At 67.6% G+C, this 22,981-nt stretch carries 18 protein-coding genes and 2 pseudogenes; 10 read left to right on the top strand and 10 right to left on the bottom strand.

Going from position 1 to position 22,981, the window contains the following annotated elements; translation table 11 throughout:
* Window positions 1-10: 10 nt before the first annotated feature.
* The gene (locus tag OZ403_RS02655; protein ID WP_140786931.1) at window positions 11-637 is read right to left on the bottom strand and encodes a Uma2 family endonuclease; all 627 of its coding nucleotides are present in this window, start codon (window positions 635-637) and stop codon (window positions 11-13) included.
* A gap of 142 nt (window positions 638-779) precedes the next feature.
* Here OZ403_RS02655 and OZ403_RS02650 point away from each other — a divergent pair, with 142 nt between their 5' ends.
* On the top strand, window positions 780-3,614 hold the full coding sequence (locus OZ403_RS02650) for a TonB-dependent receptor domain-containing protein (RefSeq protein WP_237077982.1): 2,835 nt from the start codon (window positions 780-782) through the stop codon (window positions 3,612-3,614).
* Between the two features lies 1 nt (window position 3,615).
* Window positions 3,616-4,062 (top strand): GNAT family N-acetyltransferase, encoded by a 447-nt coding sequence (locus OZ403_RS02645; protein ID WP_268783399.1) that lies wholly within the window; start codon window positions 3,616-3,618, stop codon window positions 4,060-4,062.
* A gap of 80 nt (window positions 4,063-4,142) precedes the next feature.
* On the opposite strand, the gene OZ403_RS02640 is transcribed toward OZ403_RS02645, so the two are convergent.
* Together OZ403_RS02640 and OZ403_RS02635 are read right to left on the bottom strand one after the other, a co-directional pair.
* A complete protein-coding gene (locus tag OZ403_RS02640) occupies window positions 4,143-4,616 on the bottom strand; it encodes a transposase (protein WP_268783398.1) in 474 nt (157 codons plus the stop codon).
* 100 nt (window positions 4,617-4,716) lie between these two features.
* Window positions 4,717-5,097, bottom strand: coding sequence for a helix-turn-helix domain-containing protein (locus tag OZ403_RS02635; protein WP_268783397.1), 381 nt, complete (start codon window positions 5,095-5,097; stop codon window positions 4,717-4,719).
* Window positions 5,098-5,854: 757 nt separating this feature from the next.
* On the opposite strand from OZ403_RS02635, the gene OZ403_RS02630 reads away from it, so the two are divergent.
* The 3 genes and pseudogenes from OZ403_RS02630 (at window position 5,855) to OZ403_RS02615 (ending at window position 8,934) form a co-directional block, all read left to right on the top strand.
* A complete protein-coding gene (locus OZ403_RS02630) occupies window positions 5,855-6,478 on the top strand; it encodes a hypothetical protein (protein WP_268783396.1) in 624 nt (207 codons plus the stop codon).
* Window positions 6,479-6,588: 110 nt separating this feature from the next.
* A pseudogene (locus tag OZ403_RS39610) lies at window positions 6,589-8,177 on the top strand (IS3 family transposase).
* A 529-nt stretch (window positions 8,178-8,706) separates the two neighbouring features.
* Window positions 8,707-8,934: a hypothetical protein gene (locus OZ403_RS02615; RefSeq protein ID WP_140852925.1), complete on the top strand. Its 228-nt coding sequence runs from the start codon at window positions 8,707-8,709 to the stop codon at window positions 8,932-8,934.
* Between the two features lie 205 nt (window positions 8,935-9,139).
* Here the strand turns inward: OZ403_RS02615 and OZ403_RS02610 are convergent.
* Window positions 9,140-9,526: pseudogene (locus OZ403_RS02610) on the bottom strand (hypothetical protein); the annotation flags it as partial.
* Between the two features lie 26 nt (window positions 9,527-9,552).
* On the opposite strand from OZ403_RS02610, the gene OZ403_RS02605 reads away from it, so the two are divergent.
* Window positions 9,553-10,728 carry a hypothetical protein gene (locus OZ403_RS02605; protein ID WP_268783395.1) on the top strand — a complete coding sequence of 392 codons (1,176 nt, stop codon included), beginning with the start codon at window positions 9,553-9,555 and terminating at the stop codon, window positions 10,726-10,728.
* 298 nt (window positions 10,729-11,026) lie between these two features.
* On the opposite strand, the gene OZ403_RS02600 is transcribed toward OZ403_RS02605, so the two are convergent.
* The 3 genes from OZ403_RS02600 to OZ403_RS02590 all read right to left on the bottom strand — a co-directional run bounded on the left by OZ403_RS02600 (window position 11,027) and on the right by OZ403_RS02590 (window position 13,775).
* Complete coding sequence (locus OZ403_RS02600; RefSeq protein WP_140786918.1) at window positions 11,027-12,043, bottom strand: alcohol dehydrogenase; 1,017 nt, start codon at window positions 12,041-12,043, stop codon at window positions 11,027-11,029.
* Between the two features lie 499 nt (window positions 12,044-12,542).
* Window positions 12,543-13,298: a WD40 repeat domain-containing protein gene (locus OZ403_RS02595; protein ID WP_237077981.1), complete on the bottom strand. Its 756-nt coding sequence runs from the start codon at window positions 13,296-13,298 to the stop codon at window positions 12,543-12,545.
* A 231-nt stretch (window positions 13,299-13,529) separates the two neighbouring features.
* Window positions 13,530-13,775: a hypothetical protein gene (locus OZ403_RS02590; RefSeq protein ID WP_237077980.1), complete on the bottom strand. Its 246-nt coding sequence runs from the start codon at window positions 13,773-13,775 to the stop codon at window positions 13,530-13,532.
* A gap of 459 nt (window positions 13,776-14,234) precedes the next feature.
* Between OZ403_RS02590 and OZ403_RS02585 the strand changes: the two genes are divergently transcribed.
* Window positions 14,235-15,440 carry a hypothetical protein gene (locus OZ403_RS02585; RefSeq protein WP_268783394.1) on the top strand — a complete coding sequence of 402 codons (1,206 nt, stop codon included), beginning with the start codon at window positions 14,235-14,237 and terminating at the stop codon, window positions 15,438-15,440.
* Window positions 15,441-15,520: 80 nt separating this feature from the next.
* Here OZ403_RS02585 and OZ403_RS02580 read toward each other — a convergent pair whose 3' ends face one another.
* Both OZ403_RS02580 and OZ403_RS02575 read right to left on the bottom strand, forming a co-directional pair.
* Complete coding sequence (locus OZ403_RS02580) at window positions 15,521-15,697, bottom strand: hypothetical protein (protein WP_237077978.1); 177 nt, start codon at window positions 15,695-15,697, stop codon at window positions 15,521-15,523.
* Window positions 15,698-16,168: 471 nt separating this feature from the next.
* The gene (locus tag OZ403_RS02575) at window positions 16,169-16,681 is read right to left on the bottom strand and encodes a PKD domain-containing protein (protein WP_268783393.1); all 513 of its coding nucleotides are present in this window, start codon (window positions 16,679-16,681) and stop codon (window positions 16,169-16,171) included.
* Between OZ403_RS02575 and OZ403_RS02570 the strand changes: the two genes are divergently transcribed.
* Window positions 16,671-17,588, top strand: coding sequence for a neutral/alkaline non-lysosomal ceramidase N-terminal domain-containing protein (locus OZ403_RS02570; protein ID WP_268783392.1), 918 nt, complete (start codon window positions 16,671-16,673; stop codon window positions 17,586-17,588). The two genes, OZ403_RS02575 and OZ403_RS02570, sit on opposite strands and share 11 nt — an antisense overlap.
* 117 nt (window positions 17,589-17,705) lie before the next feature.
* Window positions 17,706-18,203, top strand: coding sequence for a hypothetical protein (locus tag OZ403_RS02565; RefSeq protein ID WP_140786915.1), 498 nt, complete (start codon window positions 17,706-17,708; stop codon window positions 18,201-18,203).
* Window positions 18,204-18,290: 87 nt separating this feature from the next.
* Here OZ403_RS02565 and OZ403_RS02560 read toward each other — a convergent pair whose 3' ends face one another.
* A complete protein-coding gene (locus OZ403_RS02560; RefSeq protein ID WP_268783391.1) occupies window positions 18,291-18,983 on the bottom strand; it encodes a class I SAM-dependent methyltransferase in 693 nt (230 codons plus the stop codon).
* A gap of 930 nt (window positions 18,984-19,913) precedes the next feature.
* Here OZ403_RS02560 and OZ403_RS02555 point away from each other — a divergent pair.
* Window positions 19,914-22,829, top strand: a complete 2,916-nt coding sequence (locus tag OZ403_RS02555; protein WP_268783390.1) for a cell wall anchor protein — start codon at window positions 19,914-19,916, stop codon at window positions 22,827-22,829.
* Window positions 22,830-22,981 lie beyond the last annotated feature (152 nt).

Raw genomic sequence — 22,981 nt, 5'->3', positions numbered from 1 at the left:
GGAGGCGACGTCACGTCACCTTCGCCTCCGGCAGCCACAACACGCCGAGCTCCAGCTCCAGCGCCTCAAAAGGCTCGGCGCGGACGCGCTCGTCGTCCGACCACGTGCCCTGCTCGAGCCACTGGCCCCCGCTCAGCCGGAACACCTCCAGCGTCCGAGCCTGTGGGTCCACAAGCCAGACGTGCCCGACGCCCTCCCGCGCGTAGATGCGCTTCTTGCGCGAGCGGTCCAGGGCAGCCGTGGAAGGCGACAGCACCTCGCATACCCAGTCCGGTGACAGCGTGAAGTAGGGCGTATCCGGGACTTCCGGCATCCGGTCCCGACGCCAGCCCGCCAGGTCCGGAACCAGCACGTCCGCGCCGAGGTGCAGCTCCGGCTCATCCAGCAGATGCCACCCGCCAGGCCCACCGCGTCCTCGCTCGAAGGGGCTGTACAGCTCGCCGCCCAGCCTGAAGCTGGCCCGTGCATGCCGACTGGCCGGCCTCGGCTGAGCAATCAGTTCCCCGTCGATAATCTGCCCTACCTGGTGTTCCGGCAGCGCCACCAGGTCCTCGTACGTCGCCGGGCGCTTCGTCTCGTGGCCCATTCCCGTGTCCCGTTCCTCTCTCACCGCGCCCGCTGACGGCTCCTGAATCATGGCCCCCGCCTCCCCGGAGTGGAACCCCACTCCTCGTTGCATGTCCAGACCCGACATTACCCATCAGGTCCGACATCCAACGCCCAACCCATAAGCCCCCATGGACCTCTCACGCCAGAGAGGGAAGAATGCTTGGCGTCCCATGCGTTCCTCCCGTTCTTTCGCGTTCGTCCTCTCGATGTTCCTCCTGTCCGCGCCCGTGCTGGCGGACAACAACGCGGATGAAGCGGACATCGCGTTCGAGCTCGGCAACGATGCCTATTCCAAGGGGCAGTACGCCGAGGCGTTGCGCTCCTACTTCACCAGCTACCGCCTGGTGCCCAACCGGAACGTCCTCTTCAACATCGCCCGCTGCTTCGAGGCGCTGGGCAAGTTCAACGAGGCGTACCGCTACTACAACGACCTGCTCACCGAGGACCTGCCCAAGGAGGACGCCGCCGAGGTCTCCCGCTCCGTGGACCGACTCCGTCCCAAGGTCGCGCTGGTGCGCGTCACCACCAACCCCAAGGGCGCCGACGTCTACGTGGACCGCATGGACCTGGGCAGCCGGGGCCGCTCTCCGCAGACGCTCGCGCTGACGCCCGGCCGTCACAAAATCATGGTGAAGAAGGACGGCTACCGAGCCACGGAGGCCACGCTCACCCTGGTGCGCGGCCGTGAGACGGACCAGACCTTCGACCTCACTCTCATCACCGGCGGCGTGGAGGTGACGGGCATGCCGGAGGGCGCAGAGATTCGCGACGCCCCCAACGGGAACATCCTGGCCCGTGTGCCCGGCCGCGTGCGGCTGCCTCCCGGCCAGCGCGTGCTGCACGTGCGCGCCCCCGGCTATGCGCCCAGCCAGTACGTGGTGGACGTCCCCGCCGATGGCAACGTGCCTGTCGCCGTGGCGCTGCGTCCCCAGGACCGGCCCACCGGGCGGCTCGTCGTCACCGCCAACCGCGACGGCGCCACGGTGCGCGTGGATGGCAAGCCCGCCGGCTTCACCCCCACCGTCGTCACCCTCCCCGAAGGCGAGCACACGCTGGAGGTGGAGAGCCGCGAGGTGCGCCCGCTCCGCCAGACGGTGAAGGTGGTGGCCGAGGAAGAAGTGAAGGTCCACGCCGAGCTGCGCTACGCGCCGCCTCCGGTGCGCGCCGCATCGAAGAGCCTGGTCGCCGTCGACGAAGCGCCCGCCTCCACCACCGTGCTCACACAGGAGGAGCTGCGCGCCTTCGGCTGGCGCACCGTCGCCGAGGCCGTGGCCGGTGTGCGCGGCTTCTATCTCACCGACGACCGGACCTATACGTACATGGGCGTGCGCGGCTTCTCCCCGCCGGGCGACCTCAACACGCGCATCCTCATCCTCTGGGATGGCCACTCCATGAACGACGTCTGGGCCGGCCAGGGCTTCGCCGCCCGCGACCTCAGCGTGGACATCCATGAAGTGGAGCGCATCGAGGTGGTGCGCGGCCCTGGCAGCGCCCTGTACGGCACGGGCGCCTTCTTCGCCGTCATCAACGTGGTCCCCCGTGAGTCGCTGGGTTCGGACAAGCACCTGGAAGTCACGGGCGCGGTGGGCGCGCTCGGCACCACCCGGGGACACGCCACCGCGTCGTGGGAGGACGGCAACCGGTCGGTGCTGGTGAGCGCCGGCGCATTGACGTCCACGGGCGCGGACACCACCCGGCTGGGCACCAACGGTCCCATCATCACCGGGCTGGACGCGGAGCGCGCCGCCGGTGGCTCCCTCCGCGCCCGGCTGGGCGACCTGTCCTTCCAGGCCCAGTTCAACGTGCGCAACAAGGAGCTGCCCACCGCGCCCTATGGCACCGTGCCCGGTACGGAGGGCAACTTCGTGCAGGACCTGCGCGCCTTCGCCGAGGCCCGCTACGAGCGCCAGTTCACCGAGCGCTTCAGCCTGTCCGTGCGCGGTGCGTTCGACATCAGCCGCTACGAGGGCACCTACGTCTACCCGGAGGAGGACGGCGGCGCCCGGACCGAGGGCGGCGCGGCGGACTGGCTCACCGGCGAGGCCCGCGCGCGCATCGGCCTGTTCGAGGGCAACGTCTTCACGCTCGGCGTGGAAGGCCAGGCGCAGCTTCGCGTCCGTCAGGACGCCGGTGATTTGCCCCTGGAGACGCAGGCGCGCACGCTGGTGTCCGCGTACCTGCTCGACGAGTGGAAGATCCACCCGCGGCTGAGCGTGTCGGCCGGTCTGCGCCTGGACAAGTACGTGGACCTGGACAGCACGCCCATCACCCCGCGCCTGGCCGTCATCGCCCGGCCCTACGAGCGGGGCCTCACCAAGCTGGTGGCGGGTAACGCCTTCCGCGCGCCCAACGTCTACGAGCTCTACTACGCGGACGGCATCTCCCAGGGCGCGGCGCTGAACCTGCGGCCGGAGACCATCACCACCTTCGAGCTGGAGCACTCGCACGACCTGACGGACGAGCTGCGCCTCACTGTCGCCGGCTACCACAACCGCATCTCCAGCCTGGTGCAGCTCACCGCGGAGGACTCGGCTTCAGGCGACTGCGGCACCGCCGCCTGTCTGCGCTTCATGAACACCGACGGCACCACACTCGCCTGGGGCGCCGAGGCCGGCGTGCACTGGCAGCCGGGCCGCTGGCTGATGGTGGACGTGAGCTACTCCTACGTGACGCTGCGCAACGCCTCGGAGGAAGTGGCCAACGCGGCGCCCGCGCACCTGGTGGCGGGCCGGATGATGCTGCCCATTGGCGCCGGCGACATGCGCGTGGCCACCCAGGCCATCTACCAGAGCGCCCGGCCCACCGGCCCGGGCGGCGCGGACAGCGGCGAGGCACTGCTGGTGGGCTTCGGCCTGTCGGGTGACTACGGCCCCCTGCGCTACTTCGCCGGCGTGCACAACCTGCTGGACGCCCGTTACTCACTGCCGGTGTCGGACGAGAACTCCATCGCACCCGTGCCCCAGTACGGCCGCACCTTCACGCTCCAGCTCACGGGGACTTTCTGACGTGACGGCCGGCACCACCTTCACCTTCGTCCACCCCGGGCATCCGCTCTACGCGGGCGAGCTGGAGCTGCGCTTCCGCGTGCTGCGCGAGCCGCTCGGCTACACCCGTGACGACGTCACCTTTCCCTTCGAGGCGGACAGCCTGCACCTGGTGGCGCACCAGGGGGAGGTGGTGCTCGGCTGCGTCCTCTTCAACCCCGAGGACGCCCACGGCGGACGGCTGTTCCAGATGGCCGTGGCCTCCCACCTCCAAGGGCAAGGGCTGGGTGCCCGGCTGGTGCGTACGCTGGAAGTGGAACTGGCGCAGCGTGGCTTCACCCATGTCCACCTGCACGCGCGCGCCCCAGCGGTCCCCTTCTATGAGCGGTTGGGCTACGCCGTCTTCGGCGCCCCCTACACCGAGGTGGGCGTCCCCCACCGCAACATGCGCAAAACACTCGGGGCCTAGCGGACCTACGAGCGCCTAGACCTCCTCGAACTCTGCTCCCGTGACGTTCGCGCGCTCCATCGCCCTCTTGATGTCCTCATTCACGCCTCGGCTGATGTGGTCGGGTTCCAGAGAGAGCCGAGAAGCTTGAGCACCGCCTGGGGCCGCGCACGATGGTAGGTGAGCCCCAAGCGTAACGAGTCCTGAAGCTCGGTCATCTCGTCGAAGAGAAGGTTGTGAGTGGTGCGTCCGCGCAGAGGACGCCACAGCCGCTCAACAGGCTGAAGCTGCGGGCTGTAGGGTGGCAGCCGATACAGCGTCAGGTGAGGGTAGCGCCGCAAAGCCCAGTCCACGGGCCGCCCCCGGTGCCAGGGCGCGTTGTCGATGACAATGACTACCTCCGGGTACTCGTCGGCTGGGTAGGCGCGGGCGATGTCGAGCAGGTGGTGCGCAAAGGCCACCTGCATCCGCTTCGTCTTGGACAGGCCGTCCTTGCGGCGAGTGCCAACGCGGCTGCCAGAGATGCGGTTGGTCACCGCACCGGTGATGACGTTGATGGCGGCAAACGTGTGCACCACGTCCTTGCAGTCGCGGGCACCACGACGGGGCGTTCTCCCTTGAGTCCCAAGGTGGCCGTCAGAGTAGGCACCATGGGGAAGCGTCCCTCGTCTTGGCTCAGCAGGACAATGACGCCTCGCTGGGCCTGGCGTTTTTTTCCCTCAACTCCTCGAGCGCCCTCTGCTGGCGTGCAGCATCGGCCCGCAGGAAGCGGTAGGTGGGCCGGTAGGGGCGCACGCCACGGCGGCGGCAGAAGTCGCCCATGGCCGTCTCACGCACTCGGATGCCCGTTCGCTGGTACAGGAAGTCGGCCAGGGCCGCATGAGTCCAATTGGCGCGCTTGAGGCCGCACGCCCTGGGCCCCTTGCGCACCCAGTCCAGGATGAGGGGCGCGAGCGCCTCGGGAATCAGGGGCGTTCTGCCCGGCGCCCACTGAATCTTCAGCCCGTCCAGGCCCCCTGCCCGGTAGCGCGACAGGAAGCGCTGGACGTTGCGCACCGTACCTTGAAAGGGGTGCGCTTGAGCCCCCTTGGGGCACACGCCTGCCCAGGCCGCGCTCCCATCAGGTGCGTGGCAACCGCACCGCTGGCGCCCGTCCTCCGCCTCCGCACCCGACTCATCCTGAATCCACGCAAGCCTCTGCGGTCAGGCACTCATCTGCGCGGCTACCACGCTGCGCGAGCGGATGCGTGCACCCGCTGCACGCCGACCGTCGGTCGGTTACCCCCTTCAAGGGCTCTCGGCACGTCGCTCGCCAGACGGTTACGGCGATGAAGCCCATCGGCTGCCCCCTCTCACGCGACCTCTACCTTGACGCTCACCAGGAGGCTCGACCCATCTCGGGTTGCCCCCGAGGAGCCTCCCCTTTCCTCTTCGTCTCTGCTCGCCAACGACACACTGACAGGAACACGACCCGCTCCCGAGCAGCCCCTCGGCACCACAACGTGCCATCAGCCCGTCCCCTGGTCGGGTCGCCGTGAAGCATCTTGGCACATGCGATTGACATGTCAGCGGCGAGGCTGACACGTCAATCCCATTCACCGGGCCTGGTGGAAATCGTCACAACTGCTCTGCCGTCAGCCTTCTCGGCTGCCACGCCATGCGAAGCCTCCTGCCTCCTCATCGCGTAACCTCCTTCACCCTTCGGTGATTTCCCTGAAGGGGATTAGGGCTTGGCGGACTTCCTCCACGCTCGCGGCTGGCCTGCCGCTTCATCTCCTCTATGCTCCATGAAGGCGTGTGCTAGAGCGCACTCATGCGCGTGATTCTGATGCTGTCAGTGGGCCTCACACTTGCCTGTCAGACTTCGCCCCCTGTTGCGCCTTCTGAAAGGCGCACGGCTTCCCCTCCACTTGAAATCACCCTGGCAAACGACTCAGTGCCTGAGCAGAAGACACGCGAGCAACTCCGCCGTTTACTGGAGAAGTTCGAGGTCGACCCGTGGATTTATACGAACACGGTCCGAGTCAATGAGAGGTCCATTCCTCACAGCCATCCCGTGCTGACGCTCCACACGCGGCATCTCGACAATGACATGCACCTGCTCTCGACCTTTATACATGAGCAAATGCACTGGTTCCTCGACGCGAACAGAACGAAAACCGAGCGCGCGATGGCGGCCCTGCACGGGCTGTATCCGACCCTACCGACAGGATGCCCCGAGGGAGCAGTGGACGTGGAGTCGTCCTATCTCCACCTTCTCGTCAATTACCAGGAGTACGCCGCCCTACAGAACACCGCCGGGAAGGAAACAGCGAGGAGCGTGTTCGACTTCTGGGCGAACGACCATTACCGGGCGCTCTACCGCATCGTCCTGAAGGATGAGGCCCTAATTCGTGAGGTCGTGGCGCAGCACGGTTTGATGCCTGAAGGCCTTTGACCCGGCGGAGACTCCGCTCCTACATACTTGCCCCCTGTGTCAGGGAAGATGTCGCCTCGGCTGACGTGCCGAGCTGACGACGCCCTGGGGGCGAGAGCAGGCAGAACGCAGTGCCGTACACGGATGCATTCAAGGCGCAGATGGTGAAGCGAATGGTGGGCCCCGGCGCGGTGAGTGCCGCGGCGTTGGCCCGCCAGGTGGGAGTCTCGCAGCCGACGCTGTCGCAGTGGTTGCGGGAGGCGAATAAGTTGGCGGCCATGACGCCCCCGCCCGAGGAGAAGCCCGTCGGCCCCAAGAAGTGGACGCCCGAGGAGAAGTTGCGCGTGCTGGCGGAGGCACATGGACTGGCGGGCGAGGCATTGGGAGCGCTGCTGCGCCGAGAGGGGCTACACGAGGGGCACCTGGCAGAGTGGCGGGCGGCTGCCGCTGGAGCCCTCTCTCAGGGCACGAAGGAGGCGCCGTCCGGGGCCCTGACGGCCGGCCAGCGTCGGCGGCTGGCCGTCTCGGAGAAGCGAGTGAAGGAGCTCGAGCGAGAGCTGCGCCGCAAGGAGAAGGCGCTGGCTGAGGCGGCCGCACTGCTGGTGCTCGAAAAAAAACTTCAGGCGATGGGTTGGGACGAGAAGGACTCGGGCGACGAGGACGGCGCAGCGGACGAGACGTGCGAGAAATGACGCTCGCGCTCGTCGACGAGGCGCTGGAGAAGGGCGTGCGGCTGGAGGCCATCTGCTCGCGGCTCGGAGTCGTTCCGCGCACCATTCAGCGCTGGAGGAAGCCAGCGACGGCTGAGGACCGGCGGTGTGGCCCGCATACCCGGCCGGCCAACCGGCTGTCCGAGGTGGAGCGACGCCGCATCCTGGCGGTGGCCAACAGCGAGGAGTTCCGGGACGCCTCGCCCAAGCAGATTGTCCCCAGGCTGGCCGACAGGGGCGAGTACGTCGCCAGCGAGGCGAGCTTCTACCGGGTGCTGCGCGAGGCAGGGCAGCTGGCCCACCGCGGCCGCGCCAAGGCCCCTGTGCCCAGGCCTCGGGCCGAGCACACCGCCACCGGGCCGAACCAAGTCTGGAGTTGGGATATCACCTACCTGCGCGGCCCGGTGAAGGGCAGCTTCCTCTACCTGTACCTCGTGGTGGACGTCTTCAGCCGGCGCAGCATGGGCTTCGCGGTGCACGAAGAGGAGTCGTCCGAGCACGCCGCGGCCCTCATCCGCCGCTCCTGGCAGGAGGCTGGCTGCCCCGAGGGGCTGGTGCTGCACTCGGACAACGGCGGCCCGATGAAGGGCGCTACGCTACTGGCCACCTTGCAGTGGCTGGGCGTCACCCCGTCCTTCAGTCGGCCCCGCGTCTCGGACGACAACCCCTTCTCCGAGGCCCTTTTTCGCACGCTGAAGTACCGCCCCAGCTTCCCTCAGCGCCCCTTCGCGTCCGTCGAGGACGCGCGTGCCTGGGTGACGCGCTTCGTGGCCTGGTACAACACCGAGCACCGCCACTGCGCCATCCGCTTCGTCACGCCCGAGGACAGGCACTTCGGCCGCGAGGGCGCGCTGCTGGCCCGACGGCACCAGGTGTACCAACGCGCCAAAGCCCGTCACCCCGAGCGGTGGAGCCGCGACACGCGCGACTGGACGCCCGCGGGCCCCGTCCGCCTCGGCCCCTCTCCGAACCTCACCCCAGCAGTGCAGGAGTTGAAGCGCATCGGTTGAACCCTTTCACGCGACATCTACCTTGACGCTCACCGCTTGTGCCTACCCGAAATTCGGTCGCTGCGTCATGGGTGCGCCAAGGCCACATTCGGCAGCGCGTCGAGGCGAGTGAGCGAGGCGCGCGAGAGGGCATCGGCAGCTCAGTGTATCCGCCGAGGCGACAACTTCCCTGACATAGGGGCCCGGTGGTACGGCCGCTCGGGAATGCACGGCATCGCGCCAGTCCACGCCGCGTAGTGCAGCGCGGAGAGAAAGCGAACAGCCATGCCCCGGCAGCCTCCGCTTCATGGCGGGAGGGGCAGCAGGCCATTTCCCGACCCCGGCATGAGTCTTTGTAGGTGGACAATTCCAATTTCCGGGAGGAATTAGCATGAGGAAGCTTGGATATGGACTACTCGTCACCACGGGGCTTCTTATCGGCACACTTGCTGAAGCCCAAGGGGCTTCCCAGCCACCGTCCGCGGGACGCCAAGCGGATGACTCGACACGGCAACAGCCAAGCTGCGCCTGTGGGATGATGGGCAGCGGCATGATGGGCCAGGGAATGGGCGGCGCGGGAATGAACTGCCCCATGCGCGGAATGGCGGACGTGCAGATGGAGCAGACGCAAGAAGGGGCCACTCTGCACCTCACCGCAAAGAACCCCAGTCAGGTCGAGGACGTCCAGCGCATGGCGGAACGGATGCAGCGCTGCATGAGCGGAAGCGGCGCCCCGCAGCAGGGCCAACCGGCCTCGCCCCGTCAGCAACAACGCTGAGCACGGCGCGTCGTTCCCCGGTCTGAAAAGCGGCGTTCCAGTCCACGGTCTCGCTGTGGGCAATGAACGCACTCTTGAGAGACACGCTCACGGCAGGAAGCGGCGAGCCGCTGCCTCCTCCGCCTAAAGCCCCTGTCCGAAGTGACCCATCGCCTTACGGTAGCGCTTCAGCTCGTTACGGAAGGCGTCAGGCAGATCGGCGCCGGGGCGGTGGCATCTGCCCACGCATCGCCCTGAGTTCCGTGTACCGGGCCTCACCACTCACCAAGCTGCTGGAGAGCATGTCCCGACCCGCGCGCCCCAGCCCCCGCAGCACGTCACCGGCCTTCTCTCCCCGCACCGGGAAGCCTTCCAGCTCCAGGCCTCGTCGCTTCAGCTCCTCGCGGACGGCGGCCATGGCGCCCAGCGTCTCCCCCAACTGCTTGTCACGGGCCAGCCGCTGCACCACCTCGCGCAGCTCGTCGTCGAAGGCCGAGTGCAGAACGAAGAAGGCGAACACCTCGGCATACGGCACGCCGTACTTCTCGGTGGCCGTGACGAGGAAGGCCGCGCGCTTGCGGCCGAGGACTTCCGAGGCGTGCTCGTCCAAAGGGAATCATTCGAAGTAGACTCGTCACCATGAATCTCACAGGGTGGTGTCTGGGCAGCCTGCTCGTCATCGTGGCCCAGGGTCCAGCGAGTTCAGCCCGGCCGAAGCCTGCCCAGCGCGTGCTGACCTGGAACGTCGACGGTGTCCCGCAGCGGATGACGGTGTTGCAGGACGATGGGCCTGTCCTGCCGAGCAAAGAGCCGGATACACGCATCGACATTCTGAGTGTCATCGGACCGATGGTGACAACCCGGTTCATGCAGACGTGGATGGGCGACTCGGGCGGATACATCACCGAGTCCATGCGGGTGGAATATCGCGGGAAATATCGCTTTTCGCTGGGTGAATACCTGGAGGAAACAAGACAGGGAGGGCGGGTCCTCGCAGCGATACTCAAGGTGCCGGATATTCCATCGAAGGAGCGCTGTCCTTCCCCCTCGATGGTGAAGGAGCAGCCCTCCTTCACGAAGGGCCGAGAGCAACTCCTCACGGCGGGCTGTGCACATCCGAAGTGGCTCACGCTGGAGCCGGAGGCATTCTCCATCCTGAACTGGGATGACGAGGACAAAGTCCTGCTGGCCATCCAGACGTTCCATCCGGAAGGAATGCGCTCGTCGAATCGGATGGAGCGGGTGGACGTCTGGCTGACGGCACCTCCGGAATGGAAGCCCTGGCTGGAGGCTGCACGCCGCGGCGAGGGACTGTTCGAAGACCAGCGGGATGACTGGGTGAGGCGGCTTTCACCGCGGGAACTCGCCACCGTACGTGCACGTGTGACGAAGCTGAAGCATACGGCTCGCCGAAAGTTCATCGCGGAGACGGTGTACCGAGCGCAACAGGCACCTCTGAGCGCGGCGGACCTGGTGGATGAGTTCTTCCCGGAGCCGAAGGACGGGGGATTGGACCTGGACACTCAATGGGCGTGGTCGGACCGGGTGCTCTACCTGCGACACACGCCCCGCTGCCGCAAGGCCGCAGAGGTGGTACTCCGTGAGCAGTGGGCCCCAGAGACAGCGAAGGCCATTGTCTTCAATCTCACGCAGTGTGGAGGCTTCTATGGGCAAGCGCCTCCGAAAGGCTGCGTGGAGCACGCCGCCCCGGCCTCCTGTATCAAGCCCTGGGTCGAGGCCCAGCAAGAGCAAGAACGGAGCGCCAGTCAGTTTTCCCCGGTGAATGACCGCGAGGGCTCTGCGCCCGCGGAATGACGCGCTAGGCTCTGTCTGATGAATTCAGCAAGGCCGGTTGTTGGCCTTCGTGCATAAGTCCCTGAATCACAAGGGATTTTGCCTCGCGGTGATGAAGAGGGCGCTCTCTGCCCTCTGCCCCCAGAGCGAGATGCCCGCCCTTCGCCGCCGCCAAACGGGCTCTCTGGAACGCTCTTTCGCTCGTTTTGGGGAGAGAGACCGAAAATGGTTAACAGTTTTGTTAACCACCCAGGGCAGCCGATTCTGACAATCCCGGGCTTTCAATGCTGACGGCCAGCATGAGGGATGGGAGCACTGCTCATCGCATCTTGAGCACCACTCGAAAGCGGGCGTGGTTGCTCATCATTCGCTCGAAGGCCTCGCCAGCGCGCTCCAGGGGAAACACCTCATTCTGGGAGCGCACGCCCGTGAGCGCGCTGAAGTCCATGGTGTCCTGCGAGTCCTGGGGAATGCCGCTGGGCCAGCCCTGGACGCGCTGGCGCTTCATGATGAGTTGCAGGCTGGTGACGGGAATGGGCTCCGCGCCCGCGCCCAGTAAGAGCAGGACGCCGTCGCGGCCCAGGCCGCCAATCATGTCCGCCACCAGGCTGTTGCTCGACGCGGTCATCATGATGACGCGCGCGCCGCCCAGGGCCTGGAGCGCCTTGCCCACCTCGCCCTTCTCTGTGTCGATGTATTCATGGGCGCCCAGCTCCGTCGCCAGCTTCCGCTTGTCCGCCCCGCGCGAGATGGCCACGGTGCGGTAGCCCAGCTTGCGCGCGAACTGGATGGCCAGGTGCCCCAGGCCGCCAATGCCTTGCACCGCCACCAGGGAGCCCGGCTTCGCGCCCATGTTCCGCAGGGAGTTGAACGTCGTCACGCCCGCGCACAAGAGCGGCGCGGCGTCCTCGGACTTCATGCCGTCCGGGACTCGGGCCAGGGCCTCCTGGGGCGCGAGCATGTATTCGGCGTAGCCGCCGTCGTAGGTGATGCCGCAGATTTGCTGGAAGTCGCAGGTGACGAAGTCGCCCACGCGGCACGCGGGGCACTGGCCGCAGTGGCCCCCGTGCCAGCCCACGCCCACGTGCTGACCCGCCTTCCACGCCGTCACCCCGGGCCCCACCTTGTCGATGCGGCCCACCACTTCATGACCGGGCACCCGCGGGTACTGCACGGGCATCCACCCCTCCTTGGTAATCGCATCGCTGTGGCAGACACCACACGCATCCACGGCGATGAGCACCTGTCCGGGGCCGGGCTCGGGGACGTCCCGCTCCACGACTTCGAGCGGGCCCTTCGCCTGCATCACCTGCACCGCTTTCATCTTCCTGGCCATCGCGCCTTCCCCCATGGGTGTAAAGAACGCGGGTGAATATGGGCAGGCTCCGAAGGGAAGACGACAGTCCAGCTGGAGTTGAGGAGGCGGCCGTGCTGGCGGCCGCCTCCATGCCGGTGTTGCACCGTGGCGGGTGAGGGTGGCGGGGACCAGCCACGGCGAATGGGCCGTCGCCCCTCGGATGGCAGAGAGTCGAGCGCTCCCGCGACCTCGGTGCCGCCCGCGAGCGCCCCACCCCCAAGGACATCGAGGCGCTCAACGCCAGACATTTCGCATATGACATTACATCGAATGAGCCACAAGGTGCTCACGGCGGTTGAGGTCAGTAGCCATCGCAGGCGAACCATGCTGCTGCGTCCTGTGGCCGCACGGTTGCCAGTGCCTCTCGCATCGCACTCACCTTCGCCCCAGTCAGCCAAACTCGGTCGTTGCATCATCGGAGCGCCGCGGCACGTTCGACAGTGCGTCAAGGCCAGTGAGCGAGGCGCGCGGTCGTCGTTCAGTCTGGCCGGCGACTCGCGAGGCAGGCTCCTGGAATGAGGCAGAGCCCACCGAGTGATGGGCCCTCTCTCCACCACGATGGTACGATTGCCACCGACAGGTCTGACATCATGAAGGCCACAACGAGCACTGGCTGCTGGAACGCCGCAGCTTCCTCTCGCCGCAACAGGCCCGACAACAAGGCCACGACCAGCACGCCACCAACGAGCCATTTCAGGATGCGCACCGAGAACCACTCCTCTTCGACCGCCAATGGGATGGCGCTGTGCTGGTCCAGAGGCATCGACAACAGCTCCCACTGACACGTCACGTAGAGCGTCCGGTCGTGCACCAGCAGGCCGCCCAGGTCGGCGTGGCCGACGTCGTGCACGGCGAGGCACTCGGTGGAGTCGAGCGACCAGACGCGCACGGTGCCATTGGAGCTCTCGGTGCACAGCAGCCCGCGCGAGGGCTTCACCGCGACGAAGTCCACCCAGTGCGCATGGCCCTGCCATTGCCGCACGACGCGGCCGGTGCGGCTGTGGAACATGCGGGCCACGAAGTCCCAGGACCCGCAGAGGAGGTGCTCTCCGTCGGGGTGCCAGGCCAGCGCCCGGAGGGTGTTCGACGGGCGGTTCCACACGATGCCGATCTGATTCTTGCGCTCGGCGCCGAGGGGCTCATGGCGCGCGGTGGCCATGCGCAGGTGGAAGAGGGCGCGGACGTTGAGCGTGAGGCCTTCGAGCAGGTGCACGGCGCCGTTGCTTCCGCCCACGGCGACGAGGCCCTGGGCGGGCGCATGCGCGAGCGCGTAGAGCGGTCCGATCTCCAGCGTGCGCAGGTTCTCGCCCGTCCATGCGTCCCACAGCTGCGCGCTGCGGTCACCGCTGATGGAGACGACGCGGTCCTCGCTGACGACCGCGGCGGCCTGGACCTCCTCTCCGTGGCCCTCGAAGGTCTGAACGCGTCGCCAGTCCTTGGAGTCCCAGACGGCCAGGCCGCGGCTCTAGTGCGCCTCGAGCACGCGGCCCAGCTCGGCTTCACCCGCCAGCCGGAACGAGGGCTCTCCATTCCGACAGATGGCGCCCGTCTTCAGGACCCGCGTGCACTCACCGGTCGCCAGACTCCAGAGGAAGATGCGCCCGCGCCCGTTCGCGGCGATGTGACGCCCGTCGGGCCACAGCATCGGCGCCCCGAGCGGATCTCCGTCGGGTTCGCCCGCATCGAGCCACTGGGGATAACGGCGCCACATCGCTTCAGTCTAGCGCGTACGCAAAGGGCTGTGCGCTCGTGACGAAGGGAGTGCCAAGCCAGCTCCGACGACAGCCATCTGAGCCTGCCCCAACTTCGGTCGCCACATCAGTACCTCCCGAGGGCAGACGGTGCACGGGGCCTCGCACCGGGTGCACCGGTAGCGGCGTACGGCCACCCCTCGCACCTGGACGCCGTCGCCCCATTCCAGAGGCCCCAGCACCTGCCTGTCTCGCAGCCTTGTCGGAACCGCTCCAACTCCGCGTCCATGTCCACCTCCTCGTGTGAGGTGACAGGACGTCTCACGACTCGGTTGCGCTGGTCACGACGGGGGACGGCGAGCTCTTACTCGGTTGCGGGCACTGCCACCTCGGCGGCAGAGTGGAGGCGAGAAGCGCAGTGATACTGCGCGAGGAGGACGACCTTGTTTGCGAGAAGCTCCTGGGGTTGAGTTTCATCCATGGTCTTTTCGCACTGGCTTCCCTTGCTCACCCTGCTGGCCGCGCCGCCCTCATCTGCGCCGCTCGCACCTCGACCCAGCCCCTTCGCGACTTGGTTCGATGCTCGCGTCAAGGAGGAGAAGCCCGAGGTTTTCACTCGGTACCAGGTGGATCTCGACGGAGATGGTCGGGATGACGAGGTGGTCTGTTACGCCTTCAAGGGAGCGGACGGCTTTATTGGGAACTCGGTCGTCTTGGTGGGGCTGGCTCGCGGTGAGCGCTTCGCTCTGGGTGGAACAGAGACCACGGACGCGTTCGACATCCCTTCTCCTCCCTCCAATGCCCCAGACTCCAGCAAGGCCCTCGTCCTCAAGTATCGGAACCTGACGAACTATGCGGAGCTCAGCCTCCGCTTCGACCAGCATGGCCCCATGCTCATGCAGTTCGTTGAAAGCGGCCACCAATGCACGGAGACGGTGAATCTACAGACGCAGCGCGCCACGATGAGGTGCAGCAATTTGGACCCTGATTTCGACGACGAAGACTTCGTGAGTGAAAAAGAAGACTTCGTGACTGAAACAACGGTTCTGCTTGTATCCAACGTGGATTCATCCACCCTTCCCCCGGGACACGTTTCCTCGAGCCAGAAGCAATGGACGGGCAATGGGGATGCGGGCCTGAAGGTGCGCCTCCGGCGTCGCGGCGACATGCTCAGGGTCATCGCTCAGTTGGAAGATGACAGGATGGTGCCTTCCAAGGACGCCACCCCCAAGGCCGTCCTCGCGGCGGATCACCTTGAACTGTGGTGGGCCGAACGAGAGCCTACCGCCCCCTCGGATGCACAGGTGCAGTTGGCTGTCGCGCGCACCGAGGCAGGTACTCCCGTGGCCATGTGGCTCCGCCCTCCCGCACGAAAGGATACGTCACTGCCTTCGGTACGCTGGACGTCCCCCGCGCAGGTGGAGGTGGACCTACCACTGAGCTGGCTTCCTCGGAAGCCTACTGCTGCTGGCAACATCTATACTCACCTCAGCTCTCGACGCCCCTATCTCTTCGTCGCCTTCTCCGATGGAGACGGGGAGGGGCAGGAGACGCTCATCAGGACCTTCGCCAGGTTCTTTGTCGTGAAACCGGGGCGTCGCTATCCTGCGCTGGAGCAAAGCCTCCAATACTGGCAGCGCGTGAGCAAGCAGGCCACGCTGAGAAGCCTCGCCACAGTGCCGTAGTGGCACCTTGACTGCACGTCTGGAAGGCCTCGAATGAGTGGCCATTCTCCGCATGTTCGACTTCTTCGGCGCGGCCAGAGTCAGAGCGAAGTGCGCCAGACATGCCACCGCGCCCGCTGCGCCTCCCATGCCCCTGCGTGTGCAATGACACGGAGGGCCCGCTCGCTGAGGGGCTCCTTCCCGTCGACGGCTTCGAGAAACAGCACCTCCTCCTGGATGTCGGGCGCCAGCAGTTGCAGGTCCAGCAGGTGCGTCACACGCGCGCTCCAGCAAATCGAGCCCCGAGTCGGCACGCTCGAAGTCGACGAGGGACAGGTCGAGCCGGACGACGGCTCCCTCCTCGCGAGAAGTCTCCAGCACATCGTCGCGAATCGAGTCCCAGTACTTTCGGCGGTCGATGACGACGCGCTCCAAGGTAGAGCTCAGGTCCAACTGGATGGCCAGCTCGCGAAGCGGCTCCTCGCTCACCAGCCGCGTGCAGAGCCCCACCAGACGGTTGGCGTCCAGCGCGACTCGGTTCACGCGCCCTGAAGACGGCTTCACCAGGACGAAGTCCCAGCTCCGTGAGTCGCCGCGCATCCCGAGCATCATCGCGGTCACTCACCGCGGCCTCCCTTCCCCAACAGGGCCGAAGGGTCGCACACCGCTCAAGAGAGACTCAACAAGAGGGGCGATGGCGCATGTGCCACCGCCCCTCTTCACTGCTTCAAGGCAACCTCAGGACGGCGTCAGTCCTCGCGCCGCCTCCACGCGAGGAGCGAGAGCAACGCCATCGCCAGCGGGAGCGCGGCAGTCGTCCCGGTGGACGAGCAACCGCCGGACTCCTTCGGCGCCGGGGGCGCCGGGCTCACCGTCACCGTGACCCGGTCCTCGGCGGACAGGCCACTCTCCGAGGAGACCTTCACCACGAAGACGAACTCCGTGGCGGCCGAGACCTCAGGCGCGGTGAACTGGACACGCGCCTGCGTCGCATCCTGGAGCGTCACGGCGGGGCCCTCGCTCTGGCTCCACGCGTAGGTCAGCGTCCCCTGCTCCGGGTCCGTGGCCGTGGCCGTCAGCTGCGCCCCACGGCCACGGAAGCAACCACTCCACTGGCCGTCAGGGCCCTGGTGCTCCAGTCTGGCGACGTCCGCGTGGCCATCGTCGCGACGGAGCTGTTGCCCCCCCCCTTCCTCGATGCGACTCTCCCTGGCGGCCCTCCTCCAGGAGTTGAGGGTCACCGAGCTGTTCGTGACGGCCACGCACACCCATTCCTCCATGGGGAGCTACGAACCGTCCTCCCTCTTCCAGCTCGGCGGAGTCGGGCGGTTCCGCCCAGCCGCGAGAGAAGCCATCATCGCGGCGACAAGCAGCGCCTTGCGGCGGGCGGTGGACACACTCACCCAGGTCTCCGTCGAGCTGGGTGAGGGCATCGTCCCCGACCTCATCGTCTCTCGCGGTCGCGCCGAACCCCATGTCGATGCCCGGTTGACACGTCTGGTCTTCCGACACGAGCAGCGGAAGGTCGCGGAGCTCTCCATCTTCTCGGCGCATCCGACGCTCGCCCCCCACAAGTCCCGGACCCTCTCGGGAGACTATCCGGGGCGGTACAGCCGCACGCTGGAGGAGGAAGGTGGAGTGGTTCTCTTCCTCCAGGGCATGGTCGGGAATGCTCGGGCAACCCTCCCCTCACAGGAGAGCGACTCCCCCTCCCGGGATGCGCTCTTCGCAACGCTCCTGACGCACGCGGCTCGCGGCATCCATCCCGCTCCCGTCCCGGCGGAGGGACTGGCCTACACGCGGGTCCAGGTGAAGCTCCCGCGCCCCGATGCAAGCCGACTCGTGCCCGTCGGCCTGCACGGCGTCACCGAGAACGCCCTGTGCCACCTGGGCCCTCGCCAGGCCGAGGCCTCTCGACTGAGCCTGGGGTCCGTGAGCTTGCTGTTCGTGCCAGCCGAAGTGACGCTTCCAGCGGGCCGCCTGCTCGAGGCAGCGGGCGGCGCAACCCGCGTCATCTCGCTCACGGGTGACTACATCGGCTATCTGGATTCGCCCGAGCACGTCCGGAATCGGAGCGGTGAGAGTCAGCTCCAGTACTTTGGCCCCGAGCTCCTCGAGACCTTCGTCCGGGCCGCCGCGTTGACGGCCTCCAGCCTCGAGAGCCCCTGACCCTGCGACGTCGGCTGTCCGCGGGACGCCACGCACGGGCCGCGACGCCCTCAGCCAGCATCTTCGAAGCCACCCGGGACGCCCCTGCAAGCCAGGACCCGATGCTATGACAGACGCATGACGACGCTGAAGGAGTGGCTCCTGGCGGTCCTGCCGTTCACGGCGCTGGTCCTGCTCTGGCGCTTCTCGGTCTCGCGCGAGAAGCGGCACACCCAGACGCTCTACCGCGCCATCGACGAAGGGGCCGTGAGCGAGGTCCAGGCCATCCTCTCGAAGCAGGCCTTCCCGAACCTGCGCTCGGTGGTCGTCGCGAGCGCCATCGTGAGGGCCGTCGAATCCAGACAGGTTGCCGTGCTCGACTTCCTGCTCAGCCCCGAGCTGAAGCCCGTGACGCTCACCCAGAAGCTCGATTCCTTCCTTCACGACCAGGCGATGAAGGGTGGCTGGAGGGGCGTGGTGCTCTGGCGCTCGCGGAACTCGCACCTGTTCTTGCCCTGGAGGGACCTGAGCAAGCGGGACAAGCTCCGGCTGAGGGCCATGGCCACCCGCGTCGTCGAGGCGGAGCCCTCGAAGGTCTTTCTTCGCCACGACGTCCGAGGATGGACCGTCGCCTGAAACGACGAAGGGCCCGTGCGTGTGCACGAGCCCTCGTGGAACGTCACCCGCGCGCGGCGAGGCCCTCGCGCCGCCGCTCCCCCAGGGTCATCGACTGGACGCGGGCTGCAGGAACAGCAGGTAGTGGTCCGGAAGGCCGTCGTACTCGGACACGATGGAGTAGCCCGCCTGCTGGGCGGCGGCGACGAGCGGCGGGCGCATCGCCCGAAGGTGCGTCACCGCGATACGGCCATTCGGGGCGAGGGCGAGACGCAGCCTGGTCAGGTAGGCCACACGGTCCGAGAGGAAGTGGTCCACCTCGGAGAGAAGGATGAGGTCGTACGCGCCGGGTTCGAGGCCTGGATCGTCCGGTTCCACCTTGCGCAACACGACGTTCTTCCGCTCGGACATCCGCGCGCGAAGCCGCTTGAGGGCCTCGTCGTTGATGTCGGTCGCGACCACCTGTCCCGCCGGACCGACGGCCTCCGAGAGTCGCTGCGTGAAGTAGCCCAGGCCCGCTCCGACATCGGCAATCCGCTGTCCCGGCGCAATTCCCAGCGCGGCGATGAACCTGGCAGGCTGACGGGACTGGTCATACGAGGCCTGCACGCCTTCGACCCCTCCGAGGCCATGGAGGTCGGCGGGCTGCTCCGCCGCGGGGGCCTCCGTCGGCGTCCGGGATGGCTCGGGGCGCTTTTCCTCTCCGCCCTCGGAGCGACATCCGCCTGTCGCGGCCGTCACCAGACAGAGCAGCAGCCGCGCGAGACGACGGGGCGTTGCATGGGCACGAAAGAGAGTCATTCCGGGCGACCTCTTCGGAGGGGGAGGAGCAACGGGTGCTCATTCGAGGATTGCACCCCCATGTTGGCTCACGGCGTCAGGGGAATCCACTCCGACGCCGCGACGAGCCCGCCCGTGGCCACGTCCAGCGCCGCGAACTGCGCGCCCTGCACGCCCACGCGCCGGGTACACGAAGCGCACGCTCCCGGCCGGTGGACAGGCCGCTTGAGTCCCCTTGGGGCACACGCCTGCCCAGGCCGCGCTCCCATCAGGTGCGTGGCAGGGGCCGCCGGCCTGTTGGCGCCTCTTGAGCCTCAACACCACACGGCCTGGGGTGGCCCTCGTGCCGGGGCCAACCTCGCACAGGCCGTGGGCATGCCCAGGTGCTCCACAATCGCCCGCACCCCGGGGGCCCCCTTCACGTTCGCCAACACCCTTAAGCCTGCCTCCACACCTCACAACACGACGCCCTGACGGAGATTCATCCGGGCACGGAAATCTGGGTCAAGTACTGAGGCGCGAGGAGGAACGATGACTCGTCATCTATGCGCCGTACTCGCCGCGTGCGCCGTGCTCGGCGCGTGCTCGGACGCTGACAAGAAGCCCTCGGGCACACTCCAGATCACAGGATGTCAGCACCGTTCTGCTGACGTCACGAGCCGGTCACAGCCACGGTCACGAGGCTTGCCTGGATGCCCACCCCTCGGGGTGCCGACCGCCCTTCGGCCCTTGCACCGTGCGCAGATGTCTTTGGGCTTCGCGTTCTCCAAGTACTCCGCGTGACCGCATGGACAGGACTGCCACCTTCTTTCGATCCCACGCGACGATCCCAGCCGTTTCACGGCAGCTTTCCCGTGTCATGACAGTCGATTGCGCTTCTCGCTTCGGGGTCCTTCACATGGCCGATTCCCGGACCTCCAGTCCGGTGAGTCGACACCCGATCGAAACCCCATGACCCCATTCCGAAGTCTGTGGATCGCGGCCGCCCTACTGATGGCCGCCTGTGGAACGACTGAGCTCGCGCAGCCCGACGACGTACAGGATGCGACGACGGCCCAGGGCCTCTCCACGCTCTCCGTGCGAGGAACCACCAGCGCGAGCGGCCTGGCCATCACCGCCCTCTCCATCCCCACCCCCGTCGGTACGGCCGCCGGAGATGTGCTGGTGATGCAGCTGAGCAATCGCGAGGCCGTCGCCGCCGTCGCCACCCCACCCGCTGGCTGGACGCTGCTGCGCTCCGAGCAGAGCGCCTCGGCCATCAAGTCCTGGCTCTTCCTCCGCGTGGCCAGCGCGGCCGAGCCGAGCAGTCACACCTTCACCCTCGACCTCGCCAGCTCCATGGCGGCCACCCTGGTCGCGGTGTCGGGCGCGGATCCGCTCCGGCCGATCGACGTGCACGTGGGCCAGAAGAATGGCAACAGCGCGAGCCTCGCGCTGCCCGTCGCCACCACGTCGTCCGCGAACGGCCTCGCAGTGTGGTTCTCGGCCCAGGTCTGGGGAGGCGCCGCGTGCCCCGCGGTCCACACCCCTCCGACGGGCTTCACCGAGCAGCTCGACACCTGCCTCGTCGCGTCGTCGCGCGGCGTGCTGCACAGCGCCGCCACCTCGGAGCTCGGGGCCGCAGGTGCCCAGCCCGCCTTCACCGGCAGCTCCACGCTCCCCAACACCAACATCACGCACGCGGTGGTGCTGCGTCCCCTCCAGCCGCCGGCCACCGAGGAGATCACCCTCGTCGGCACCACGCACGCGAGCGGCAAGACGGTCACCAGCCTGACCCTCTCGACCCCTACGGGCGTCGCCGCCGGTAACGTGCTGCTGGCGCACCTTGCGAACCGGAACCAGATCGGCGCCGAGATTACCCCGCCTGCAGGTTGGACGCTGGTGCGCACCGACATGAGCACCTGGAGCATCCGCGGCTGGGTCTTCGTCCGCGTCGCCACCGCCAGCGAGCCCGCGAGCCACACTTTCCAGAGCGCCATCGCGAGCTACCTCGTCGGCAACCTCGTGGCGTATGCCGGCGTCGATCCGGCCAACCCGATCGACACGCACGCCGGCAAAAGCAACAGCGGCTCGACGGCCTTCACTACGCCGCAGCTGAGCACCTCGACCACGGGCGGGGCTGCCGTCTGGTTCGGCGCGCAGGCGTGGACCGGCGCCGCGTGTCCGACCCCGGCGATCGAGCCCCCCGTGGGCTTCGCCGAGACCTACGACACCTGCCTGGTGTCCTCGTCCCAGGGCCTCGTCTTCAACGCCGCCTTCATGCCCCTCGCCGGTGCCGGCCTCCAGGGACCGTTCAACGGGAGCTCGACGTTCGCCGAGACCAACATCGCGCAGGTCGTCGCCCTTCGCCGCGCCGAGGTCGCGCCGTCCTCGGGGGTCGCGTTGCGTGGGAGCTCGCACCACAGCGGCCTGTCGATCGCTTCGCTGTCGATCCCCAAGCCGTCGGGGACCGAGGCCAACGACGCGCTCATCGCGCGGGTGACCGTGCGCAACAACATCTCCGCGACCGTCACGCCGCCCGCCGGCTGGACGTTCCTGCGCTCGGAGCAGAGCGCCTGGGCCATCCGCACCTGGATCTTCTACCGCGTCGCGGGCGCCTCCGAGCCTGCGAGCTACGCGTTCGAACTGGACGCGACCACCCACATGGCGGGGAGCGTGGAGGCCTTCAGCGGCGTCGATCCGGTTCAGCCAATCGACGTGCACGCAGGCCAGAAGAACGGCGACTCCGCGTCGTTCACCGTGCCCGACGTGGTGACCGGAAGCGCGGGTGGCCTCGCCGTCTGGTACGGCTCACAGGTCTGGCCGGACGCCACCTGCCCTGCCACCGGCATCGAGCCGCCGCTCGGCTTCACCGAGGCCTTCGACGCGTGCCTGGGTCACACCAACGGACTGCTCTTCAATGCGGCCTACCGGTCGCTCACCGCGCCGGGCCTCCAGGCGGGCCTCTCCGGCAGCTCCGCGTTCGTGCAGACCAACACCGCGCACGTGATCGTCCTGCGCGCCGCCAACGCCCCCACCTGCATGGTCGGCGACACGTACGCGAGCACCTTCACGCTCCAGGGCACCGTGACCGCGCCGGAAATCGTGGAGCCCTCGGGCCTGGCCGCGAGCCGCGTGGTCGGCAACGCGCTCTACGTGCACAACGAAGACACCACCGCGATCGTCGCGATCGACACGCTCAACGCGAGCACGATCGGCACGTTCAACGTGACCAACGTGACGCCGGCCGACTGGGAGGACCTCGCAACCGGGCCCTGCCCGAGCGGCTCGTGCATCTTCATCGGTGACATCGGGAAGTGGAGCGCCAACTTCCCTGCGGGTGGCACCCCCACGTCGTTCACGATCTACCGCGTGCCCGAGCCGGATCTCGCCAACGGCCAGACCTCGGGGGGGCTCGTCGCCGAGGCCTTCCCGTTCGTCTATCCGGACGGCGCGAAGGACGCGGAGTCGCTGATGGTGCACCCCACCACCGGGGACATCTACGTCGTCACCAAGAACGGGGGCACGGGGCAGAGCGGCGTGTACAAGTTCCCCCAGCCGCTGACGCCGGGCGTGCAGGCCACGCTGATCCACGTCCACACGATCCAGCTGCCGCTGAACGGAGACGCCAACTTCTCGGCCGCGACCGCGGCGGCGATCCACCCATGCGCGGATCGCTTCCTCCTTCGCACCTACCGCACCGTCTACGAGTTCCGTGCGACGCCGGGACTTGGCTTCGAGTCGGCCGTCTTCGCGACGCCCGTCACGCTGACCGACACCACCGAGGGCCAGGGTGAGGCGATCGAGTACGAGGCCAACGGCGCGAGCTACTTCACGATGAGCGAGAGCCCCTCGCCCTTCAAGCTCAAGCGCGTGCCCCTGCAATAGGACCGCGTCGACACGCCGAGGAGCAAGGCCGGTCGTGGGGCACGTCCCCATGGCCGGCCTTGCTGTTCCGAGTTGGGAGCTCGCGCTCGGTGCCGCCGTTCACGCGGTCGTACACACGGCGTCCCGCCTGAAGCCCAGGCACACCCGCGGGC

It is taken from the genome of Myxococcus sp. NMCA1, assembly GCF_026810205.1.
Taxonomy (GTDB): Bacteria; Myxococcota; Myxococcia; order Myxococcales; family Myxococcaceae; genus Myxococcus; species Myxococcus xanthus_A.
This window is presented reverse-complemented; position numbering and strand designations above follow the sequence as displayed.

What these genes read in the sequence shown, in the direction of transcription:
- OZ403_RS02630 (WP_268783396.1), top strand. Translation starts at nt 5,855, where the DNA reads ATGCGCGTGATTCTGATGCTGTCAGTGGGCCTCACACTTGCCTGTCAG.
- OZ403_RS02590 (WP_237077980.1), bottom strand. Translation starts at nt 13,775, where the DNA reads ATGTGGCGCCGTTATCCCCAGTGGCTCGATGCGGGCGAACCCGACGGA.
- OZ403_RS02565 (WP_140786915.1), top strand. Translation starts at nt 17,706, where the DNA reads ATGACGACGCTGAAGGAGTGGCTCCTGGCGGTCCTGCCGTTCACGGCG.
- OZ403_RS02615 (WP_140852925.1), top strand. Translation starts at nt 8,707, where the DNA reads ATGATGGGCCAGGGAATGGGCGGCGCGGGAATGAACTGCCCCATGCGC.
- OZ403_RS02655 (WP_140786931.1), bottom strand. Translation starts at nt 637, where the DNA reads ATGATTCAGGAGCCGTCAGCGGGCGCGGTGAGAGAGGAACGGGACACG.
- OZ403_RS02600 (WP_140786918.1), bottom strand. Translation starts at nt 12,043, where the DNA reads ATGGCCAGGAAGATGAAAGCGGTGCAGGTGATGCAGGCGAAGGGCCCG.
- OZ403_RS02585 (WP_268783394.1), top strand. Translation starts at nt 14,235, where the DNA reads ATGGTCTTTTCGCACTGGCTTCCCTTGCTCACCCTGCTGGCCGCGCCG.
- OZ403_RS02605 (WP_268783395.1), top strand. Translation starts at nt 9,553, where the DNA reads ATGAATCTCACAGGGTGGTGTCTGGGCAGCCTGCTCGTCATCGTGGCC.
- OZ403_RS02560 (WP_268783391.1), bottom strand. Translation starts at nt 18,983, where the DNA reads ATGACTCTCTTTCGTGCCCATGCAACGCCCCGTCGTCTCGCGCGGCTG.
- OZ403_RS02650 (WP_237077982.1), top strand. Translation starts at nt 780, where the DNA reads ATGCGTTCCTCCCGTTCTTTCGCGTTCGTCCTCTCGATGTTCCTCCTG.
- OZ403_RS02555 (WP_268783390.1), top strand. Translation starts at nt 19,914, where the DNA reads ATGACCCCATTCCGAAGTCTGTGGATCGCGGCCGCCCTACTGATGGCC.